This window comes from Actinocorallia libanotica (genome assembly GCF_039525175.1).
Lineage (GTDB): Bacteria > Actinomycetota > Actinomycetes > Streptosporangiales > Streptosporangiaceae > Actinocorallia > Actinocorallia libanotica.
Genome location: NZ_BAAAHH010000052.1, coordinates 22,779 through 39,262, shown reverse-complemented (window position 1 = coordinate 39,262; position 16,484 = coordinate 22,779). Strand labels below are relative to the sequence as shown.

The 16,484-nt window shown below is 73.3% G+C and carries 16 protein-coding genes; 7 read left to right on the top strand and 9 right to left on the bottom strand.

Annotation, left to right across the window (positions count from 1 at the left end; all coding sequences use genetic code 11):
• On the top strand, positions 1–341 hold a 341-nt coding region (locus ABD140_RS36075; RefSeq protein ID WP_344246804.1), incomplete at its 5' end, for a PucR family transcriptional regulator.
• Between the two features lie 172 nt (positions 342–513).
• Positions 514–1,809: a helix-turn-helix domain-containing protein gene (locus ABD140_RS36070; protein WP_344246802.1), complete on the top strand. Its 1,296-nt coding sequence runs from the start codon at positions 514–516 to the stop codon at positions 1,807–1,809.
• Between the two features lie 94 nt (positions 1,810–1,903).
• Here the strand turns inward: ABD140_RS36070 and ABD140_RS36065 are convergent, their stop codons facing one another.
• Positions 1,904–2,437, bottom strand: coding sequence for a GtrA family protein (locus ABD140_RS36065; protein WP_344246800.1), 534 nt, complete (start codon positions 2,435–2,437; stop codon positions 1,904–1,906).
• Positions 2,438–2,611: 174 nt separating this feature from the next.
• On the opposite strand from ABD140_RS36065, the gene ABD140_RS36060 reads away from it, so the two are divergent.
• Together ABD140_RS36060 and ABD140_RS36055 are read left to right on the top strand one after the other, a co-directional pair.
• Positions 2,612–3,826, top strand: a complete 1,215-nt coding sequence (locus tag ABD140_RS36060; protein ID WP_344246798.1) for a sensor histidine kinase — start codon at positions 2,612–2,614, stop codon at positions 3,824–3,826.
• 25 nt (positions 3,827–3,851) lie between these two features.
• Positions 3,852–4,499: a response regulator gene (locus tag ABD140_RS36055; protein WP_344246796.1), complete on the top strand. Its 648-nt coding sequence runs from the start codon at positions 3,852–3,854 to the stop codon at positions 4,497–4,499.
• On the opposite strand, the gene ABD140_RS36050 is transcribed toward ABD140_RS36055, so the two are convergent.
• From ABD140_RS36050 to map, 6 genes are all read right to left on the bottom strand, one after another.
• Entirely contained in the window at positions 4,496–6,505 is a 2,010-nt protein-coding gene (locus ABD140_RS36050; protein ID WP_344246793.1) for a bifunctional copper resistance protein CopD/cytochrome c oxidase assembly protein, read from the bottom strand. The genes ABD140_RS36055 and ABD140_RS36050 overlap by 4 nt on opposite strands.
• On the bottom strand, positions 6,502–7,038 hold the full coding sequence (locus ABD140_RS36045; protein WP_344246791.1) for a copper resistance CopC family protein: 537 nt from the start codon (positions 7,036–7,038) through the stop codon (positions 6,502–6,504). The genes ABD140_RS36050 and ABD140_RS36045 overlap by 4 nt, the downstream gene beginning before the upstream one ends.
• 86 nt (positions 7,039–7,124) lie before the next feature.
• Positions 7,125–8,435, bottom strand: a complete 1,311-nt coding sequence (locus tag ABD140_RS36040; RefSeq protein WP_344246806.1) for a DUF5685 family protein — start codon at positions 8,433–8,435, stop codon at positions 7,125–7,127.
• Positions 8,436–8,514: 79 nt separating this feature from the next.
• A complete protein-coding gene (locus tag ABD140_RS36035; protein WP_344246789.1) occupies positions 8,515–9,573 on the bottom strand; it encodes a S1C family serine protease in 1,059 nt (352 codons plus the stop codon).
• A 292-nt stretch (positions 9,574–9,865) separates the two neighbouring features.
• Complete coding sequence (locus ABD140_RS36030) at positions 9,866–10,585, bottom strand: metal-dependent hydrolase (RefSeq protein ID WP_344246787.1); 720 nt, start codon at positions 10,583–10,585, stop codon at positions 9,866–9,868.
• Positions 10,586–10,750: 165 nt separating this feature from the next.
• Positions 10,751–11,602 carry a type I methionyl aminopeptidase gene (map, locus tag ABD140_RS36025; protein ID WP_344246785.1) on the bottom strand — a complete coding sequence of 284 codons (852 nt, stop codon included), beginning with the start codon at positions 11,600–11,602 and terminating at the stop codon, positions 10,751–10,753.
• 56 nt (positions 11,603–11,658) lie between these two features.
• Here map and ABD140_RS36020 point away from each other — a divergent pair, with 56 nt between their 5' ends.
• Positions 11,659–11,829, top strand: coding sequence for a hypothetical protein (locus ABD140_RS36020; RefSeq protein ID WP_344246783.1), 171 nt, complete (start codon positions 11,659–11,661; stop codon positions 11,827–11,829).
• Here ABD140_RS36020 and ABD140_RS36015 read toward each other — a convergent pair.
• Positions 11,817–12,383: a hypothetical protein gene (locus tag ABD140_RS36015; RefSeq protein ID WP_344246781.1), complete on the bottom strand. Its 567-nt coding sequence runs from the start codon at positions 12,381–12,383 to the stop codon at positions 11,817–11,819. The two genes, ABD140_RS36020 and ABD140_RS36015, sit on opposite strands and share 13 nt — an antisense overlap.
• A gap of 97 nt (positions 12,384–12,480) precedes the next feature.
• Between ABD140_RS36015 and npdG the strand changes: the two genes are divergently transcribed.
• Entirely contained in the window at positions 12,481–13,152 is a 672-nt protein-coding gene (npdG, locus tag ABD140_RS36010) for an NADPH-dependent F420 reductase (RefSeq protein WP_344246779.1), read from the top strand.
• A 76-nt stretch (positions 13,153–13,228) separates the two neighbouring features.
• Here npdG and panB read toward each other — a convergent pair whose 3' ends face one another.
• On the bottom strand, positions 13,229–14,071 hold the full coding sequence (panB, locus tag ABD140_RS36005) for a 3-methyl-2-oxobutanoate hydroxymethyltransferase (RefSeq protein ID WP_344246777.1): 843 nt from the start codon (positions 14,069–14,071) through the stop codon (positions 13,229–13,231).
• 283 nt (positions 14,072–14,354) lie between these two features.
• Between panB and ABD140_RS36000 the strand changes: the two genes are divergently transcribed.
• The gene (locus ABD140_RS36000; RefSeq protein ID WP_344246775.1) at positions 14,355–16,472 is read left to right on the top strand and encodes an ATP-binding SpoIIE family protein phosphatase; all 2,118 of its coding nucleotides are present in this window, start codon (positions 14,355–14,357) and stop codon (positions 16,470–16,472) included.
• The last annotated feature ends 12 nt before the right edge of the window (positions 16,473–16,484 follow it).

Here is a 16,484-nt window from a genome sequence, read left to right as displayed (position 1 = left end):
CGGCGGCCCGCCGCGCCGGGCGCGCCCACGTGGTGACCAGCGACGAGATCCACTCCCACGCGCTGCTGCTGGCGACCGTGCCGGACGGGGTGCGGCGCTCGTTCCGGGACCGGCTGCTGGGGCCGCTGCAGGAGTACGACACCGTGCACCACTCCGACCTCGTGCGGACGCTGGCGGCGTTCCTCGACAACTCGGGCTCCTGGAGCCGGTGCGCGGGGCGGCTGCACCTCCACGTCAACACGTTGCGCTACCGCATCCGGCGGATCGAGGAGCTCACCGGACGCGATCTTTCGACTTTGGAGGACAGAGTGGACTTTTTCCTGGCACTCCGCGCGATGTGATGCTTCTCTCGGCCAGAATCAACAACAATGCACCCGTGGCCCCGCTCCCGACGGGGGAGCGGAGTGGGCGGCAGGCACCGATACCGGGAGCCCCAGGACTCCTAGGATCACCATAAACGTAATGACTCTGTGCAAGCGGGGCATGACTCCAAGTTAAAAGGAGCGGGTGTCAGTGAGTCAAGAGACTCTGGGAGACCGGATCAGAAACCTCCGCATCAAACTGGGCATAAGCCAGGCCCAGCTGGCCTTCCCCGAGCTCTCCGACAGCTATATCTCCCTGATCGAGAGCGACAAGCGGGTGCCCGCCCCCAGCGTGATCGACCTGCTCGCGCGCAAGCTCAACTGCTCGCCCACCTACCTGGTGAGCGGCGTCAGCGAGGACATCGTCGACGAGCTGCGCGTCACCCTGGAGTACGCCGAGATCGCGCTGCAGAACGGCGCCGCCGCCGAGGCCCGCGACCGCTTCGCCGAGGTCCTCGCGCACTCCGACGCCCTCGCCCTGCCCGAGATGCTGCGCCAGGCCCGGTGGGGCCACGCGCTGGCGCTGGAGGCGGCGGGCGAGCTGGAGGAGGCCATCGCGGCGCTGCGGGAGATCGCCGCGGGCTCGTCCCTGGAGTACGACCGCGACCACTGGACCCGCGCCCACGTCGCGCTCAGCCGCTGCCTGCGCGAGCGCGGCGACACCAGCGCCGGCGTCCAGGTCGCCGAGGAGGCGCTGCGCCGCCTGTCGGTGGCCGGCGGGGAGTACACCGACGCCGCCGTCCACCTGGGCGCCACCCTGCTGGGCTGCTGCATCGAGCGCGGCGACCTGGTGCGGGCCGGGCAGCTCGCCGACGACCTGGTGGTGCGGGCCGAGCGGATCGGCACCGTGCAGGCCAGGATCGCCGCGTACTGGGAGGCCGCGTACGTGGCCGAGATGCGCGGGGAGTACGAGCGGGGCGTCTCCCTGGCCGAGCGCGCGCTGAGCCTGCTGGGCGAGGACGAGGACCCGCGCAACCTCTCCCGGCTGAAGCTGGCGTACGCCTCCCTGCTGCTGCGCGCCCGCCCGTCCGAGGCCGCCCGCGGCCGGGAGATCCTGCTCAAGGCGCGCAAGGAGATCGAGGGCAACGCCGCGGGCGAGGTGGACACCGCCTGGTGCCTGACCGAGCTGGCCCGCGCCGAGACGCTCCTGGGCCACCCCGCCGAGGCCGTCGAGCTGGCCCAGCAGGCGCTGGACCTGCTGGGTGAGGCGCCGCGGCGCACCTCGGCCTGGGCGCTGACCGTCCTGGGCGAGGCGTACGTGCGGCTGGGCCGCCGGGACGAGGCGCTGGAGGTGCTGACCCGGGCCGCCACCCACCTGGAGGAGATGGAGTCGACCCGCGACGCCGCCCAGGCCTGGTTCGACCTGGCCGAGCTGATGGGCGAGACCGGCGAGGAGACCCACCGGCGCGACGCCTACCGCCGGGCACTGGCCTGCGTCGGGTTGTAGGTCCTCCTTCAGGAGGAGAGATCGTTCCGGAGGAGGAGGGCCCCGGCCGCACGCGGTCGGGGCCCTCGCCGTCCGGGACGGCGGCGGCGCCGGGTCAGGCGGCCAGGACCACCGTGTTGCGGCCGCCGCGGCGCGGGCGGCGGCCGAAGACGACGAGCCGCAGCACCAGGAAGCGGCAGGTGCCCGCGACGCCGGAGGCGGCGAGGTAGACGCCCTGCTCCAGCACGGCGGTGGGGTGCGCGGAGAAGTGGTGCAGCACCAGCATGGCCCCGGTGGTGACCAGGTAGGCGCCGAGCGCGGTGAGCGCGGACTCGCCGTGCATGCGCCAGCCGCGCCGCTCGCTCTTGAAGGACACCCGGCCGTGCAGCTCGTTGACCAGGAGGGTGCCCAGGACGGTGACCAGCGCGTTGGCGACGACCAGGCTCATGCTGGCGTCCAGCAGCATCAGGGCCCAGCTGGAGAGCAGGGTGACGCCGCCGCCGCAGACGACGTAGCGGATGAAGGACGCGACCGGGCCGGGCGCCGCCGCCTCGTCCTTCCGCGGCACGTCAGGGCACGCGCCGACGGCCCGCGGGTGGTCCGCGGGGTCCGCGGGCCGGGGCCCGGTCTGCTCTTGCCTGCCGCTCATGTTCGCACGCTATCGTCAGTTACTGACACTTTTAACCTCCCGATCACCTTAGACCGGGTGTCACTTGATTTATAGAACCGTGTCCTGTCGCTTCCGTCACTCCCACGCGGGGGGGATATCCGTACGGGACCTGGGGGGGAGGCCCCCCTTCCGGAGGGCTGGGAGAATGAGGGGGTGCCCAGGTTCTCGCTCCGCCCTCTGTACTCCGGGGTGACGTGGCGGCGCTGGGCGTTCATGATCCTCGGCGGGCTGATCTCCACCCCCTACGTGACCATCGCGATGTTCCTGGCGGGCAGCCTGGGCCCGGGGGGATCGCCGTGGCTGCCGCTGGTGCTCTTCCTGCTCGCCCTGGCGGGCGGGCTGGCGGTGACGGGGCTGATGCCGGTGGTCCGCCGCCTGGAGTGCTCGATCGCCCTGGAGATGCTGGGCACGCCGGAGCAGCCCGGCCGGGACACCGGCTGGCCGGCCCGGCTGCGCGCCGCCGCCTGGTTCACCGCCCACACGGTGGTCGGCGCGGGCGTCGGCTTCTTCAGCGTGGTCATCCCGATCCTGGCGGGCTGGATCTTCACCCTGCCCCTCTTCGGGCAGATGTCCCCGCTGGCGCTGGACGAGGGCCACTGGTGGGCGCTCCCGCTGATGCTCGTCCTGGGGCTGATACCCCTGCTCGCCCTCGGCTACGGGGTGGTCGGCCTGGGCGCCCTGGCGGCCAGTGCCGCGGCCTGGGCGCTGGGCCCCTCGCCGGAGGAGCGGATCGCCGCGGCCGAGCGGCGGGCCGACGCGCAGGCCGAGCGCACCCGGCTCGCCCGGGAGCTGCACGACTCCGTCGGGCACGCCCTCAGCATCGTCACCGTGCAGTCCGCCGCGGCCGCCCGCGTGCTGGAGAAGGACACGGAGTTCGCCCGGCAGGCGCTCCAGGCGATCGAGGAGAGCGCGCGGACCGCGCTGGAGGACCTCGACCATGTTCTCGGCCTCCTGCGCGAGGAGGCGGGCGGCGACAAGCGCACGCCCCAGCGCACCCTGCGCGACCTGGCGGACCTGCTGGGCAAGACCGGCCTGGAGATCGACCTGCACCGCACGGGCGACCTGGACCGGCTGCCCGCGGCGGTCTCCCGCGAGGCGTACCGGATCGTCCAGGAGGGGCTGACCAACGTGGCCAAGCACGCCGGGCGCGTGCCGGTCGAGCTGCGGCTGGCCGCCGACCCCGGCGTGCTCGACCTGGAGCTGAGCAATCCGATGGGCGCGCGCACCCACGGCGGGGACACCGGGGGCCGGGGGCTGGCGGGGCTGGGCGAGCGCGTCCACGTCCTGCGCGGCACGCTGAGCGCCGGCCCCGACCAGGACCTCTGGCGCCTGCGCGTCTCCATCCCGATCCCGAAGGGGAGCACATGATCGCCTCGACCCCGGAGGGGGAGTCATGACCACGGTGCTGATCGTCGACGACGAGCGGCTCATCCGCGCGGGGCTGCGGGCCATCGTGGCCGCCGAACCGGACCTGGAGGTGGTCGGCGAGGCGGCCGACGGCGCCGAGGCGCTGGACGAGGCGCTCCGGCTCCGGCCCGACGTGGTGCTCATGGACGTGCGGATGCCGCGGGTCGACGGCATCCAGGCCACCCGCGACCTCCTGGCCCGGGTGCCGTCCCCGCCCCGGATCCTCGTCGTCACCACCTTCGAGAACGACGACTACGTCTACGACGCCCTGCGGGCCGGGGCGACGGGCTTCCTGCTCAAGCGCTCCCGGCCCGAGGAGATCCTGCAGGCCATCCGGCTGGTCGTGCAGGGCGACATCCTGCTCTTCCCCGCGGCGATCCGCGCGCTGGCGGCCGAGCACGCCCAGCCCGCCCCCGAGCGCGCGCCCTGGCACGACCGGCTGACCGAGCGCGAGGCCGAGGTGCTGCGCCTGATGGCCTCCGGGCTGTCCAACTCCGAGATCGCCGCGTCCCTGTTCGTCAGCCCGCAGACCGTCAAGACGCACGTGGGCAACCTGCTGGCCAAGCTCGGCGCCCGCGACCGCACCCAGGCGGTGATCTTCGCCTACGAGAGCGGCTTCATCCAGCCGCGCTAGGGGGCGTCGGACTGCGCGGGCCGGGCGGGGGCGTCGGCCTGCCCGGCGTCGCCGAGCTGGGTGAGCATCGCGTTGTAGCGGGCGAGCTCGGCGTCCTCGTCGCGCTCGGCCTTGCGGTCGGTGCGGCGGGAGAGCCGCTGGTCGGAGACCGCCCACTGGACGACGATCGCGATGAGCACGATGAACGTGGGGATCTCGCCGAAGCCCCAGGCGATGGCGCCGCCGGTCTGCAGGTCGTGCACGGCGGTGACGCCCCACGGCGGCTGGACCGCCTCATACCACCTGGCGGCCAGCGGCTCGCCCATGTTCATCAGCGCGATGCCGAAGAACGCGTGGAAGGGCATGGTGACGAACAGCAGCAGCAGCCTGCCCACGTGGGGGATCTTGTGCGGCGAGGGGTCCACGCCGATGATCACCCAGTAGAAGAGGTAGCCGCTGAGCACGAAGTGCATCATCATGCCGATGTGTCCGAGGTGGTTGCGCATCATCCACTCGAACGCGGGGCTGAAGTACAGCGCGTAGGTGCTGCCGATGAAGATCAGCCCGGCGGTCACCGGATGCGCGACGACCTTGGTGTAGCGGCTGCCCAGGGCGGCGGTCAGCCACTCGCGCGGCCCCCGGTCGCCGCGCACCTCGGCGGGCTTGAGGGCGCGCAGCGCCAGGGTCATCGGCGCGCCCAGCACCAGGAAGATCGGGGTCAGCATGGCCAGCGTCATGTGCTGGGCCATGTGCACGCTGAACAGGATCGGGGCGTAGGTGGCCACGCCGCTGAGGGTGACCAGGGCGATGGAGGCGAGCCCGATGAACCAGGCGACGACGCGGCCCCAGGGCCAGGCGTCGCCGCGGCGGCGCAGGCGCAGCACCCCGGCCAGGTACACGCCGCCCAGAACGATGACCAGCACCACGAAGAAGAGGTCGAACCGCCACAGGGAGGCGAGCCTGGCCACGGTGACCGGCGCCGGCATCTCGTAGCCGATCAGCGCCTCCACCGTGCTCACCGCGCCGGTCGCCAGGGGCGGGGGCGCGGTCTGGGCGAGCGCGACCGCCACGCCCATGGTCGCGCCCATGATCGCGGTCTCGACGACGGCGATCCGGGTGAACGCCAGCGGCCTTCCCTCGCGCAGGGCGGGGATCGTGCGCTCCCGGTGCCACCAGCCGAACCAGCCGAGGACGGCGATCAGCACGATCTTGGCGAGGATGAGCCGGCCGTAGTCGGTGGTGAACAGCTGCAGCGGGTCGGGCAGCCGGGAGACGGTGTTGGCCAGCCCGGACAGGCCGGCGATGACCAGGAACCAGACGGCCAGCCGGCTGAACCGGCCGACGGCGGTGTCCAGCAGCCTGCTCCTGGTCAGGGCGTGCCAGACCAGGACGGCCAGCCCGCCCACCCAGGGAACCACGGCCAGCAGGTGCAGGGCGAGCCCGACGATGGCGACCGAGTGGTTGGGGGAGGCGGCCGAGTGGCCGGTCAGCGCGGGCGGCAGCAGCGCCACCAGCGCCAGCGCCAACAGGCCCAGGGCGGCGCCCGGGGTGGAGACCGTGCGCGACAGCAGCGCCGTCATCACGGACATGAGGATGACCAGCAGCAGCGCGGTGCCCTGCGGGATCTGCCCGGCGTAGCTGGACAGCTCGTGGCCGCGCAGCAGTCCGAAGACCGGCAGGCCGAGGATCTCGGCGACGGTCAGCACCAGGGTGGCGCCGGCCGCGGCGGCCCAGGCGGCCGCGCACCAGGACGCGGCCCGCAGGTAGCGCTGGGCCGCCGAGGTGAGCCCGTCCTTGATCAGCGGAAGCAGCACGATCGCCATGAGCAGGCAGCCCACGGTCAGCGCCGAGGCGATCTCCATCGTGGTGCGGGCCACCGGGAGGCCCCAGCGGACCAGGGCCCCGGCGTCGCTGATGCCGGGGACGACCCGTTCGGCCACCGCGCCGCCCGCGTACAGGGCGGCGACCAGGCCGACGACGGTCGTGACGACGGAGAGCGCGGCGGCCTTGGCGACCTGGCGGATCACCGGCGCCGTCGCATGGTGAACAGCAGGCCGACGCCCGCGCCGGCGGCCAGCCCGGCGCCGACCATGATCCAGCGGGTGGCGCCGCCCTCGGCTGCGGGCTCCTCCGCGGCCGGGGGGACCGCGCCGGTGGTGGTGGGGGCGGCGGCCTCGGGCGAGGCGCCGTCCTGGCCGGCGACGGTGAAGGAGAGCACCCCGGTGACCGGGTGCCCGTCGGCGGAGATCACCCGGTAGCCGACCGTGTACTTCCCGTTCGGCAGGGTGCCCTTGACCGCCTGGACGGCCTTCGGGCCGTCCAGCTCGGCGGCGCCCCGCTGCACCTCGGCCTCGGAGTTCTCCGGGCGGATGACGATCCGTGCCGAGCGCACGTTCTCGTTGAAGGTCAGCGTCACCCGGGTGGGCGCGGCGACCTCGGCGCCGTCGGCCGGGTCGCTGCCCGTGAGCGCGGTGTGCGCGGAGGCGGGAGCGGCGAAGAACAGCAGCAGCAGCGCGGCCAGCGCGGTGAGCGGGCCGAGGCGGCGAACAGGAGAGTTCATGATCTTCTCGGGTCGGGGCGGGTGGAGTCCCCTCCACCTTATTGACCCTCCGGCGCGGTCGGCGCCCACCCGCCCTTAAGGGCCGGTCAGCAGTCGCAGCCGCAGTCGCAGTCGCAGCAGCCCCCGCCTCCGTCGCCGTCCCCTCCGCAGCAACTGCAGCAGTTGCAGCACTCCCCGCAGCCGTCGCAGCCGTCGCAGCGGCTGCAGACGCACCGGTCGGAGCAGGGGGCGCCGTGGTACTCGCTCCACTCGGGCCGCCACAGGCCGCAGGTGCAGCCGACCGCCGCGCCGGCCAGGCACAGCTCGGGCCCGCAGCCGGGCCGCTGCCTCCGGGACGGCGGCTTGAAGCCGGGCGGCATCTGGCCGGGCGGGGGGTAGTGGCCCGGCGGCGGCTGGTGGCCGGGCGGCGGGTACTGGCCCGGCGGGTACTGGTCCGACGGGTGCCGGTCCGACGGGTGCCGGTCCGACGGGTGCCGGTCCACGACCGGCAGGAGGGGGAGGCCGCCGCGGGCGGAGGCGGCGGGCTCGTCCAGGACCGCGTACGGGTGGCCCCGGAACGTGCGGTCCACCGCCTTGCGGGTCTCGCGCTCCAGCAGGGCCGTCACCAGGGAGCGGTCCTCGAACGCGGCGTCGGCCAGGGCCAGGCGCAGCCCGTGCAGGGACGCGTCGCACAGCCGCCGCGCCTCGCGCAGCGGGGTGTCGGTGGCGACCAGGGGGTTGAAGGCCCCGGCGGCGTGGTCGGCGGGCAGGTCCTCGACGGCGTCGAGCAGGTGGGCGAGCCTGCCGAAGAAGCGGCCCGCCTCGGCCAGGGGCTCGGCGTTCTCCGGCCGTCCCGCCAGCACCGCGGTGTGCGCGAAGGCGGCGGCGACGGCGGTCTCGGTCGGCTCCACCAGCTCCAGCAGGGTGCGGCCGGTCACGCCCTCCAGCACCGCCTGGCGGGCCACGGCGTCCCGCAGCACGGCGGCGTCGATGCCCAGGCCCGCGCCGGTGGCGCCGCCCGCGGCGTCCCAGCGGTCGGCCATCCGGGCGGCGGGCGCGGCGACCGGGCGCCGGGCGTAGGGGCCGTCCCCGTCGGCGATGTGGTCGCGGGTCTTGCCCGCGGCCAGCAGCAGGGAGACCGCGGCGGCCAGCCGCGCGCCCTCGGCCCTGGCGGCGACCACATCGGCGCCCTTGAAGCCGCGCAGGGCGCAGGCGCGGGCCTTGCGGCGCGGGGAGGCGGCGGGCGCCTGCGCCTCGGTGAGCACCGAGACCAGCAGGCCGTCGTAGTTGGTCACCAGCCGGGCGCGGTGGCCGTGCTCATCCCGCAGGGTGAGGCACAGTCCGCACAGGTGGGCCATCCAGTCCTTGAACAGCGTCGAGCACATACCGTGCTGACAGGGTCGTACCACCCCGAACATCATGTCCCCTTTGCAAGCGATCAGCGCATTATTCACTGACGCCCTGGTTCATGTCTGTGTTCGGGTGTTCCTTAGGAAATCAGCCGCCGGGCAGCTCGCCGAGCTTCACCTGCACGGTCTGCTCCGCGCCGTCCCGCCGGATCTTCACCGGCACGGTCTGGCCCACCTTCAAAGTGGCGAGCACCTCGGCGAGCGCGGTGGTGGTCGGGGTGGCGCGCCCGTCGACCTCCACGATGACGTCGCCCTCGCGCAGCCCCGCGGCGGCCGCCGCGCCGCCCTCGGCCACCGAGACGACCGCGACCCCGCCGGACTCCCCGGTGGCGTTGTCGAAGGTCTGGGCGATCGTGACGTTCAGCGCGGCGCGCCCGGAGTTGGTGACCTTCCCCGAGGAGATCAGCTGGGGCGCGATGGTGCGCACGGTGTCGGCGGGGATGGCGAACCCGATGCCCGCCGCCAGGTCGCCCGAGCCGGTGCCCGCGGCCAGCGTGGGGATGCCCACGACCTCGCCGTTCAGGGTGACCAGCGCGCCGCCGCTGTTGCCGGGGTTGATCGCCGCGCTGGTCTGCACCGCGTCGGAGACGGTCGCGCCGGGGAAGGCGCCCTGCCGCTGGGAGGTCACCGTCCGGCCGGTCGCCGAGACGATGCCGTTGGTGACGCTGCCCGACAGGCCCAGCGGGCTGCCCATGGCCAGGACGATCTGCCCGACCTTCAGCCCGGTGGAGTCGCCGAACCGCGCCGGGCGCAGGCCCGCCCCCTCCACCTTCACCACCGCCAGGTCCCCGGCCTCGAAGACGCCGACCAGCTGGGCGCGCAGCGGGCTGCCCCCGCTGGAGGGCACCACCTGGAGGCTGCGGGCGCCGGCCACCACGTGCGCGTTGGTCACGATGTGGCCGGCGTCGTCGTAGACCACGCCCGACCCCTCGCCCTGGTCGGTGTTGATCTGCACGACGGACGGCAGCACGGCCGAGACGATCCGGACGTAGGCGCCTTCCAGCCCCGCCAGGTCCGGGGGCGCCGCCGCGGGCGAAGCGCCGTCCGCCGTCGTGGCGCGCCGGTCGCCGTCGCCGTCGCCGCCTCCCGAGCACCCGGCCAGCAGCACGGCGGCCAGGACCGCCGCGCAGAACTCTCGTCTTCCCACGAGGTGTTCCCTTCCCCGCCCGTGCGGCCTTGGAACGGCTCCGGCGCGCGGACGGGCCGTGGACGGGAGGGAGAGTCTTTCCTTACCCCGGGGGATCGGCGCTCCGGTGACGCAGACCGGTCAGGTCACGCGGCGTACGCTCGAAGTGCCGTATCGGTCACCGAGGAAGACGGGTGAGGAAATGTACATCCTGCCGGGCTGCGGCCAGTGCAGCTGCTCCGACGAGAGCCAGAAGGTGGACGTCGGGCTCCACACGGTGACGATCAAGGACTGACCGGAGGCGGACGCCGGCTCATGCCGCGTTCTCCAGCCAGCGCGTGATCTCGTCGCCGACCGCGGTGCGAACGGCGAGGACCACCACCCCCAGGGTGAGGATCGGAGTGATCACCCACTTCTCCATCCTGCCGTTCGTCCGCGGGATCAGCGGCACGGCCAGCCGCCAGGGCGCGGGCCACAGCACCGGGCAGCCGCGCGGGGTGCAGCAGTCGCCCGCCACGTGCACCAGGCAGCCCAGCGCGACGGCGTAGCCCGCCCAAGCCATGTCGAGGTCGTGCATCCAGAAGACCAGCGCCGCCGCGGCCAGCGCGTTCAGCGCGCCGGTGTAGGCGTCGTTGGCGCCGATCCGGATGCCCAGGCCGCGCAGCCCGAGCCCGGTCAGCAGGAAGAGCAGCACCCACCAGACCGGCTCCTGGTGGGCGGCGAGCCAGTGCGCCCCGTACCCGGCGCCCAGCGCGAACAGGATCGAGTGGGTGGCCTGCCGGTGCCCGCCGGAGATCTTGCAGACTGCCTTGCACAGCACCCGGGTGAAGATGCCGAAGGTGTTGGCGATGGTGCCGTCGTGGTGGTCGACGTCGGGCAGCATCGCGGCCCCGGCGCAGACCACCGTCCCCGCAGCGAGCTGCCCGGCGGACAGCTGCACCGCGTGCCCCTGCATCACCTCGGCGCTCTGGAGCAGCGGCACGGCGGCCAGCCAGGCCAGCGCGCCCGACAGGGCGTGCGTGGGACCCATCATGGGACATGCACCTCGCAGTTCGACACGGGCGGATCATCGCCCGTCAGTTCGATCGTGGGCATGATCCCCACGCCGTTCGCCGGAAATGCACACTTTGATGGCCAGGCCGCCGTCTCCTCGGGGCCAGGGACATCTCACCTCAAAGCAAGGTGAGGGCCCGGGCCCTCAGGGCAGGGTGAGGATCTCGGCGCCTGAGTCGGTGACCAGGAGCGTGTGCTCGAACTGGGCGGTGCGCCTGCGGTCCTTGGTGACCACGGTCCAGCCGTCGTCCCACATGTCGTAGTCGTGGGTGCCCAGGGTGAGCATCGGCTCGATGGTGAAGGTCATGCCCGCCTCCATCACCGTGGTGGCGTGCGGGTCGTCATAGTGCGGGATGATCAGGCCGGAGTGGAACGTGGTGCCGATGCCGTGTCCGGTGAAGTCGCGCACCACTCCGTAGCCGAACCGGCGGGCGTAGGCCTCGATCACCCGGCCGACGACGTTGACGGCGCGGCCGGGCCGCACCGCCTTGATGCCGCGCATCATCGCCTCGCGGGTGCGCTCCACCAGCAGGCGCGACTCCTCCTCCACGTCGCCCACCAGGAACGTGGCGTCGGTGTCGCCGTGGACGCCGCCGACGAAGGCGGTGATGTCGACGTTGACGATGTCGCCGTCGCGCAGGACGGTGTCATCGGGGATGCCGTGGCAGATCACCTCGTTGATCGAGGTGCACAGCGACTTGGGGAAGCCGCGGTAGCCCAGGGTGGAGGGGTAGGCGCCGTGGTCGAGGAGGAACTCGTGGCCGATCCGGTCGAGCTCGTCGGTGGTGATCCCCGGGCGGACGGCGCGGCCGACCTCGGCCAGGGCCCGCCCGGCGATCCGGCCGGCCACCCGCATGGCCTCGATGGTCTCGGGCGTCTTGACGTCGGGCTCACCGGTCTTGGGGGACTTCTTCCCGACGTACTCGGGCCGCTCGATGTGCGAGGGGACCTTGCGCGGAGGCGAGACCTTGCCGGGCGTGAGATACGTCGTCGTCATGGGAAGAGAGTTTAGATGCCCGGATCCGGGCAGGAATTCCGACAGGAGGGCTGATCATGGCTGACGAGGGACACTGGTTCTTCTGCCTGAAGCACATGCGGGTGGAGAAGGGGCCGGGCTGCCCCGACGGCATCCGCATGGGCCCCTACGACACCGAGGAGGAGGCGCGGAACGCCCTGGTCACCGCGGAGGTGCGCAACGAGGAGTGGGACGCTCAGAACGACTGAGGCCCGCTGACGGCGTCCAGCAGCCGCGCCAGCCGCTCGCGCAGTCCCCGGCGCGGGCTCTCCTCGGCGGCCGAGGCGCTCACCAGGTGCTGGGCCTGGTCGAAGGTGACCAGGCCGCCTTCGCGCACGGTCAGCGCCTCGTGCGCCAGGCCGGTCAGCTCCCGGTCCCCGCCGTCCATGGTGAGGATCACCGCGCCCGTGCGCCGGGCGTCGTCGACCCGCTCCAGGAGCGGGGCGGGCGCCTCGGCGGGCGCGACCACGAACAGCGCCTCCCCGCGCAGCGCGGCGGCCAGCCGCTCCAGGCCGACGGCCAGGTGCGCGGGCGCGCCCGGCGGCGGCGCCCAGCGCACCAGGGTGGGCTTCAGCCGGGGGACGAAGCGGCTCTCCTCGTCCAGGTGGGCGGCCAGGTGCCAGGGCTCGTCCCGGGGCGTGCCCAGCAGCAGCAGGTCCTCGCGCGCCGAGGAGCGCAGGGTGCGGGCGAACCTGCGGGTGTCGGCCAGGAGCTCGGTGGAGGAGAGCAGCTCCTGCAGCAGTGTCACTTGACCGGCGTCCATCTCTCCATCCTGGCGCAAACGCGCCGGGGCCGTCCGGGATTCGCCACGGGCGGGGTCGATGGGATCCGGTCCGCGCCGACCTGGCAGGATCGGCGCCATGAGTGATCTCCCTGACGTGAGCGGCCTGACCATCGGCATCCTGGGCGGCACCGGGGACCAGGGCAAGGGCCTGGCCCGCCGGTTCGCCCTCGCCGGGCACCAGGTGATCATCGGCTCCCGCGCCGCCGACCGCGCCCAGGAGGCCGCGGACGAGCTGGGCGGCGCCGACAAGGGGCTGCGCGGCCTGGACAACGCCGCCTGCGCCACCGAGTCCGACATCGTGATCATCGCGGTTCCCTGGGGCGGGCACCGGGCGACCCTGGAGTCGCTGAAGTCCGAGCTGGCCGGGAAGATCGTGGTGGACTGCGTGAACCCGATGGGCTTCGACAAGAAGGGCGCCTACGCGCTGCCGGTCGAGGAGGGCAGCGCCGCCCAGCAGGCCGAGGCCATCCTGACCGAGAGCCGGGTCGTGGCGGCCTTCCACCACGTGTCGGCCGTGCTGCTGCTGGACCCGCAGGTCGACACGATCGACCTGGACGTGCTGGTGCTGGGCGACGACCGCGAGGCCACCGACACCGTGCAGGCCCTGGCCGGGCAGATCTCCGGCGTCCGCGGCGTCTTCGGCGGCCGGCTGCGCAACGCCCACCAGGTGGAGGCGTTCACCGCCAACCTCATCTCGATCAACCGCCGCTACAAGGCCCACGCGGGAATCCGCATCACCGACGTGTGACCTCCCCGACGGAGGAACGGCCCCCCGGCGCGCGGGGCGGGGGGGCCGTTCCTCTTCTCCAGGGGCGGGAGAGGGATCAGTGGTAGGAGTGCTCCGGCGCCGGGAAGGACCCGCCGACGACCTCCTCGGCGTACTCGCGGGCGGCCTGGCCGAGCAGGTCGCCGACCGCGGCGTACTTCTTCACGAACTTGGCGGTGTGCGGGACCAGCCCGGCCATGTCCTGCCAGACCAGCACCTGGGCGTCGGTGCCCGAGCCCGCGCCGATGCCGACGGTGGGGATGGACAGGGAGGAGGTGACCCGCTGGGCCAGGTCCTCGGGCACGCACTCGAGCACCACGGCGAAGGCGCCTGCGGCCTCCAGGGCCTTGGCGTCGTGCAGCAGCTGCTCGCCGGACTCGCCGCGGCCCTGGACCCGGTAGCCGCCGAAGACGTTGACCGACTGCGGGGTCAGGCCGAGGTGGCCCATGACCGGGATGCCGGCCGCGACCATGGCCTCGACCTGCGGGATGACGCGGCGGCCGCCCTCGAGCTTGACCGCGTGGGCGCCCGTCTCCTTGAGGAAGCGGGTGGCGGCGGCCAGGCCCTGCTCGACCGAGGCCTGGTAGGAGCCGAACGGGAGGTCGGCGACGACCATCGCGCGCTTGGAGCCGCGCACGACGGCGGCGGTGAGCGGGATGAGCTCGTCGAGGGTGACCGGAACGGTGGAGTCGTAGCCGTAGACGACCATGGCGGCGGAGTCCCCGACCAGGAGGACGGGGATGCCCGCCTCGTCGAAGATCCGCGCGGTGAGCGCGTCGTAGGCGGTGAGCATCGGCCACTTCTCGCCCCGCGCCTTGGCGGCGGCGATGTCGCGTACGGTGATCCGTCGGCTTCCCTGGCCGCCATAGAGCATGGTCGACCGGTCCTGCGTTGCGGACATGCTTGATCTACCTCCAGTCTCGAGGCGCCCCTTCGGCGTACCCGGACGGGATCGATGATCCCACCAACTCAACGACAGGGGAAGAGTCCCCATTCCCTCCTTTTTGTCCGAAGATGAAGAAAATCTCACCAGGTGAGGGCGGCTCCGGGGAACCGGACCCGTAACACCCGGAACACGCCCGTGACGAACGGACTTGACCGGGTAACCGCGCATGAGACGGCGCTGTGCCGCATACTTGACCGCGCAGGACATCGGAAGGCGGACGGCGGCGGGAGCGGCACACGTGAGAACCGCGATGGCGCGAAGGGCCACGGCGTCCCTTCCGGATTCGGCCTCCAGGACCCTCGGCATCGACGCCGACGGCGGCATCGTCCAGTCGGGGCGCAACGCGGCGGCGGTGCTGGGCGCCGAGCCCGGCGACCTGCTGGGCACCCCGCTGGCCGAGCTGATCGAGGAGGGCGCCGACCAGCTCGAAGGGCTGCTGCGGGCGGTCGCCGAAGGCCAGGAGCGCACCGCCGTCTGGCGGATGCGCGGGCCCGGCGAGGCGGTGGTGACCCTCCAGCCGATGGTCGGCGGGGGAGACCTGGCCGCGCTGGTGCACGTCCGCGTCGCGCTGCCCTCGGCCGAGCGCTTCCAGGACCCGGTGCAGGTGCGCCGCGCCCTCTTCGACGACCCGCTCACCCGCTTCGGCGCCAACCTCGACCTCGACCAGTGCGCCCGCGAGCTGGCCGACGTGGCGGTCCCCCACTACTGCAACGTCGCGGCGATCGTGGTGCTGGAGAGCCTGGTGGCCGCCGACGAGACGCCCGGCGTCACCGGGGGCTCGGCGGTGCTGCGCCGCATCGCGCTGGCCACCGACAGCCACGACATGGACTGGGCCGCCACCTTCCCCACCGGCGAGGTGCTGGTCTACCCGCCCGACACCCCCTACCGGGAGTGCCTGGACCGGCGGGAGGCGGTGCACCTCAAGCAGATCACCGCCGAGGACGCCGCCGCGATCGCCGCCGCCTGGCGCCGCGCCCCGGTGCGGGAGCTGCTGGACGACGTCTCGATGGTGATGCTGCCGCTGATCGCCCAGGACTCCCTGCTGGGGATGATGATCTGCACGCGGACCGCGGGCTTCCGCCGGTTCGACGCCTACGACGTCGAGATCGGCATGGAGTTCGCCTCCCGCGCCGCCATCGTCATCGACAACGCCCGCCGGTTCAGCCGGGAGCGCGCCACCGCCCTGACCCTGCAGCGCAGCCTGCTGCCCAACCGGCTGTCCCACCCCTCCTCGGTCGAGGTGCGCCACCGCTACCTGCCCGGCAGCAAGCTGGTCGAGGTCGGCGGCGACTGGTACGAGTCGATAGCGCTGCCCGGCGGCCGCGTCGCGCTGATCGTCGGCGACGTCGCGGGCCACGGCGTCAAGGCCGCGGTCACCATGGGCCGGCTGCGCACCGCGCTGCACACCCTGGCCAACCTCGACTACCCGCCCGCCGACGCCCTGCACATCCTGCACGAGCTGATGACCGAGCTGGGCGAGCAGGAGCCGCACTTCGCCACCTGCGTCTACGGGGTGTACGACGCCACCACCGGGCTGCTGGAGATCGCCTCGGCCGGGCACCTGCCGCCGCTGCTGCTGCGCGCCGACGGCACCGCCGAGTACCTCGACCTGCCCGACGCCCCGCCGCTGGGCGTGGTCGGCGGCAACCCCATCGAGAGCCGCGAGTACGCCGTCGAGGACGGCAGCATGTTCGTCATCTACACCGACGGCCTGGTCGAGAGCCGCGGCCGCGACATCGACGACGGCCTGGCCCGGCTGCGCGGCATCTTCGACGCCTCGGCGCTGGGCCGCCCGATGGAGGAGCTGGCCAAGGCGTGCCTGGCGGGCGTCTACGACGACCACCACCGCGACGACATCGCGCTGCTCATCGCCCGGCTGCGGCGGCTGCCGTCCGACACCCACGGGTCGTGGACGCTGCCCAACGACCCGGCCGCGGTGCGCCGCGCCCGCGGCCTGGTGCGCGCCCAGCTGGAGGAGTGGGGCCTGGCCGAGCTGTCCTACACCGCCGAGCTCCTGGCCTCGGAGCTGGTCACCAACGCGGTGCGCTACTCGCCCGGCGCGCTGGAGCTGCGCCTGCTGCGCGAGCGCACCCTGGTGGTCGAGGTGATGGACCGCTCGGCCGCCCTGCCGCGCCTGCGCCGCGCCGCCGACGACGACGAGGGCGGCCGCGGCCTCCTGGTCGTCAGCGAGTTCGCCCGCCGCTGGGGCACCCGCCGCACCTCCCTGGGCAAGGTCGTCTGGTGCGACCTGCCCATCCCCGGCACCGACCCCGACGGCACGGCCTTCACCGAGGAGTGGCCGGGCCAGAACCACCACACGGACGAGTTCCCCCTGCCCCGCCCGCCCCGCGACTGAGCGCCGCCGCGG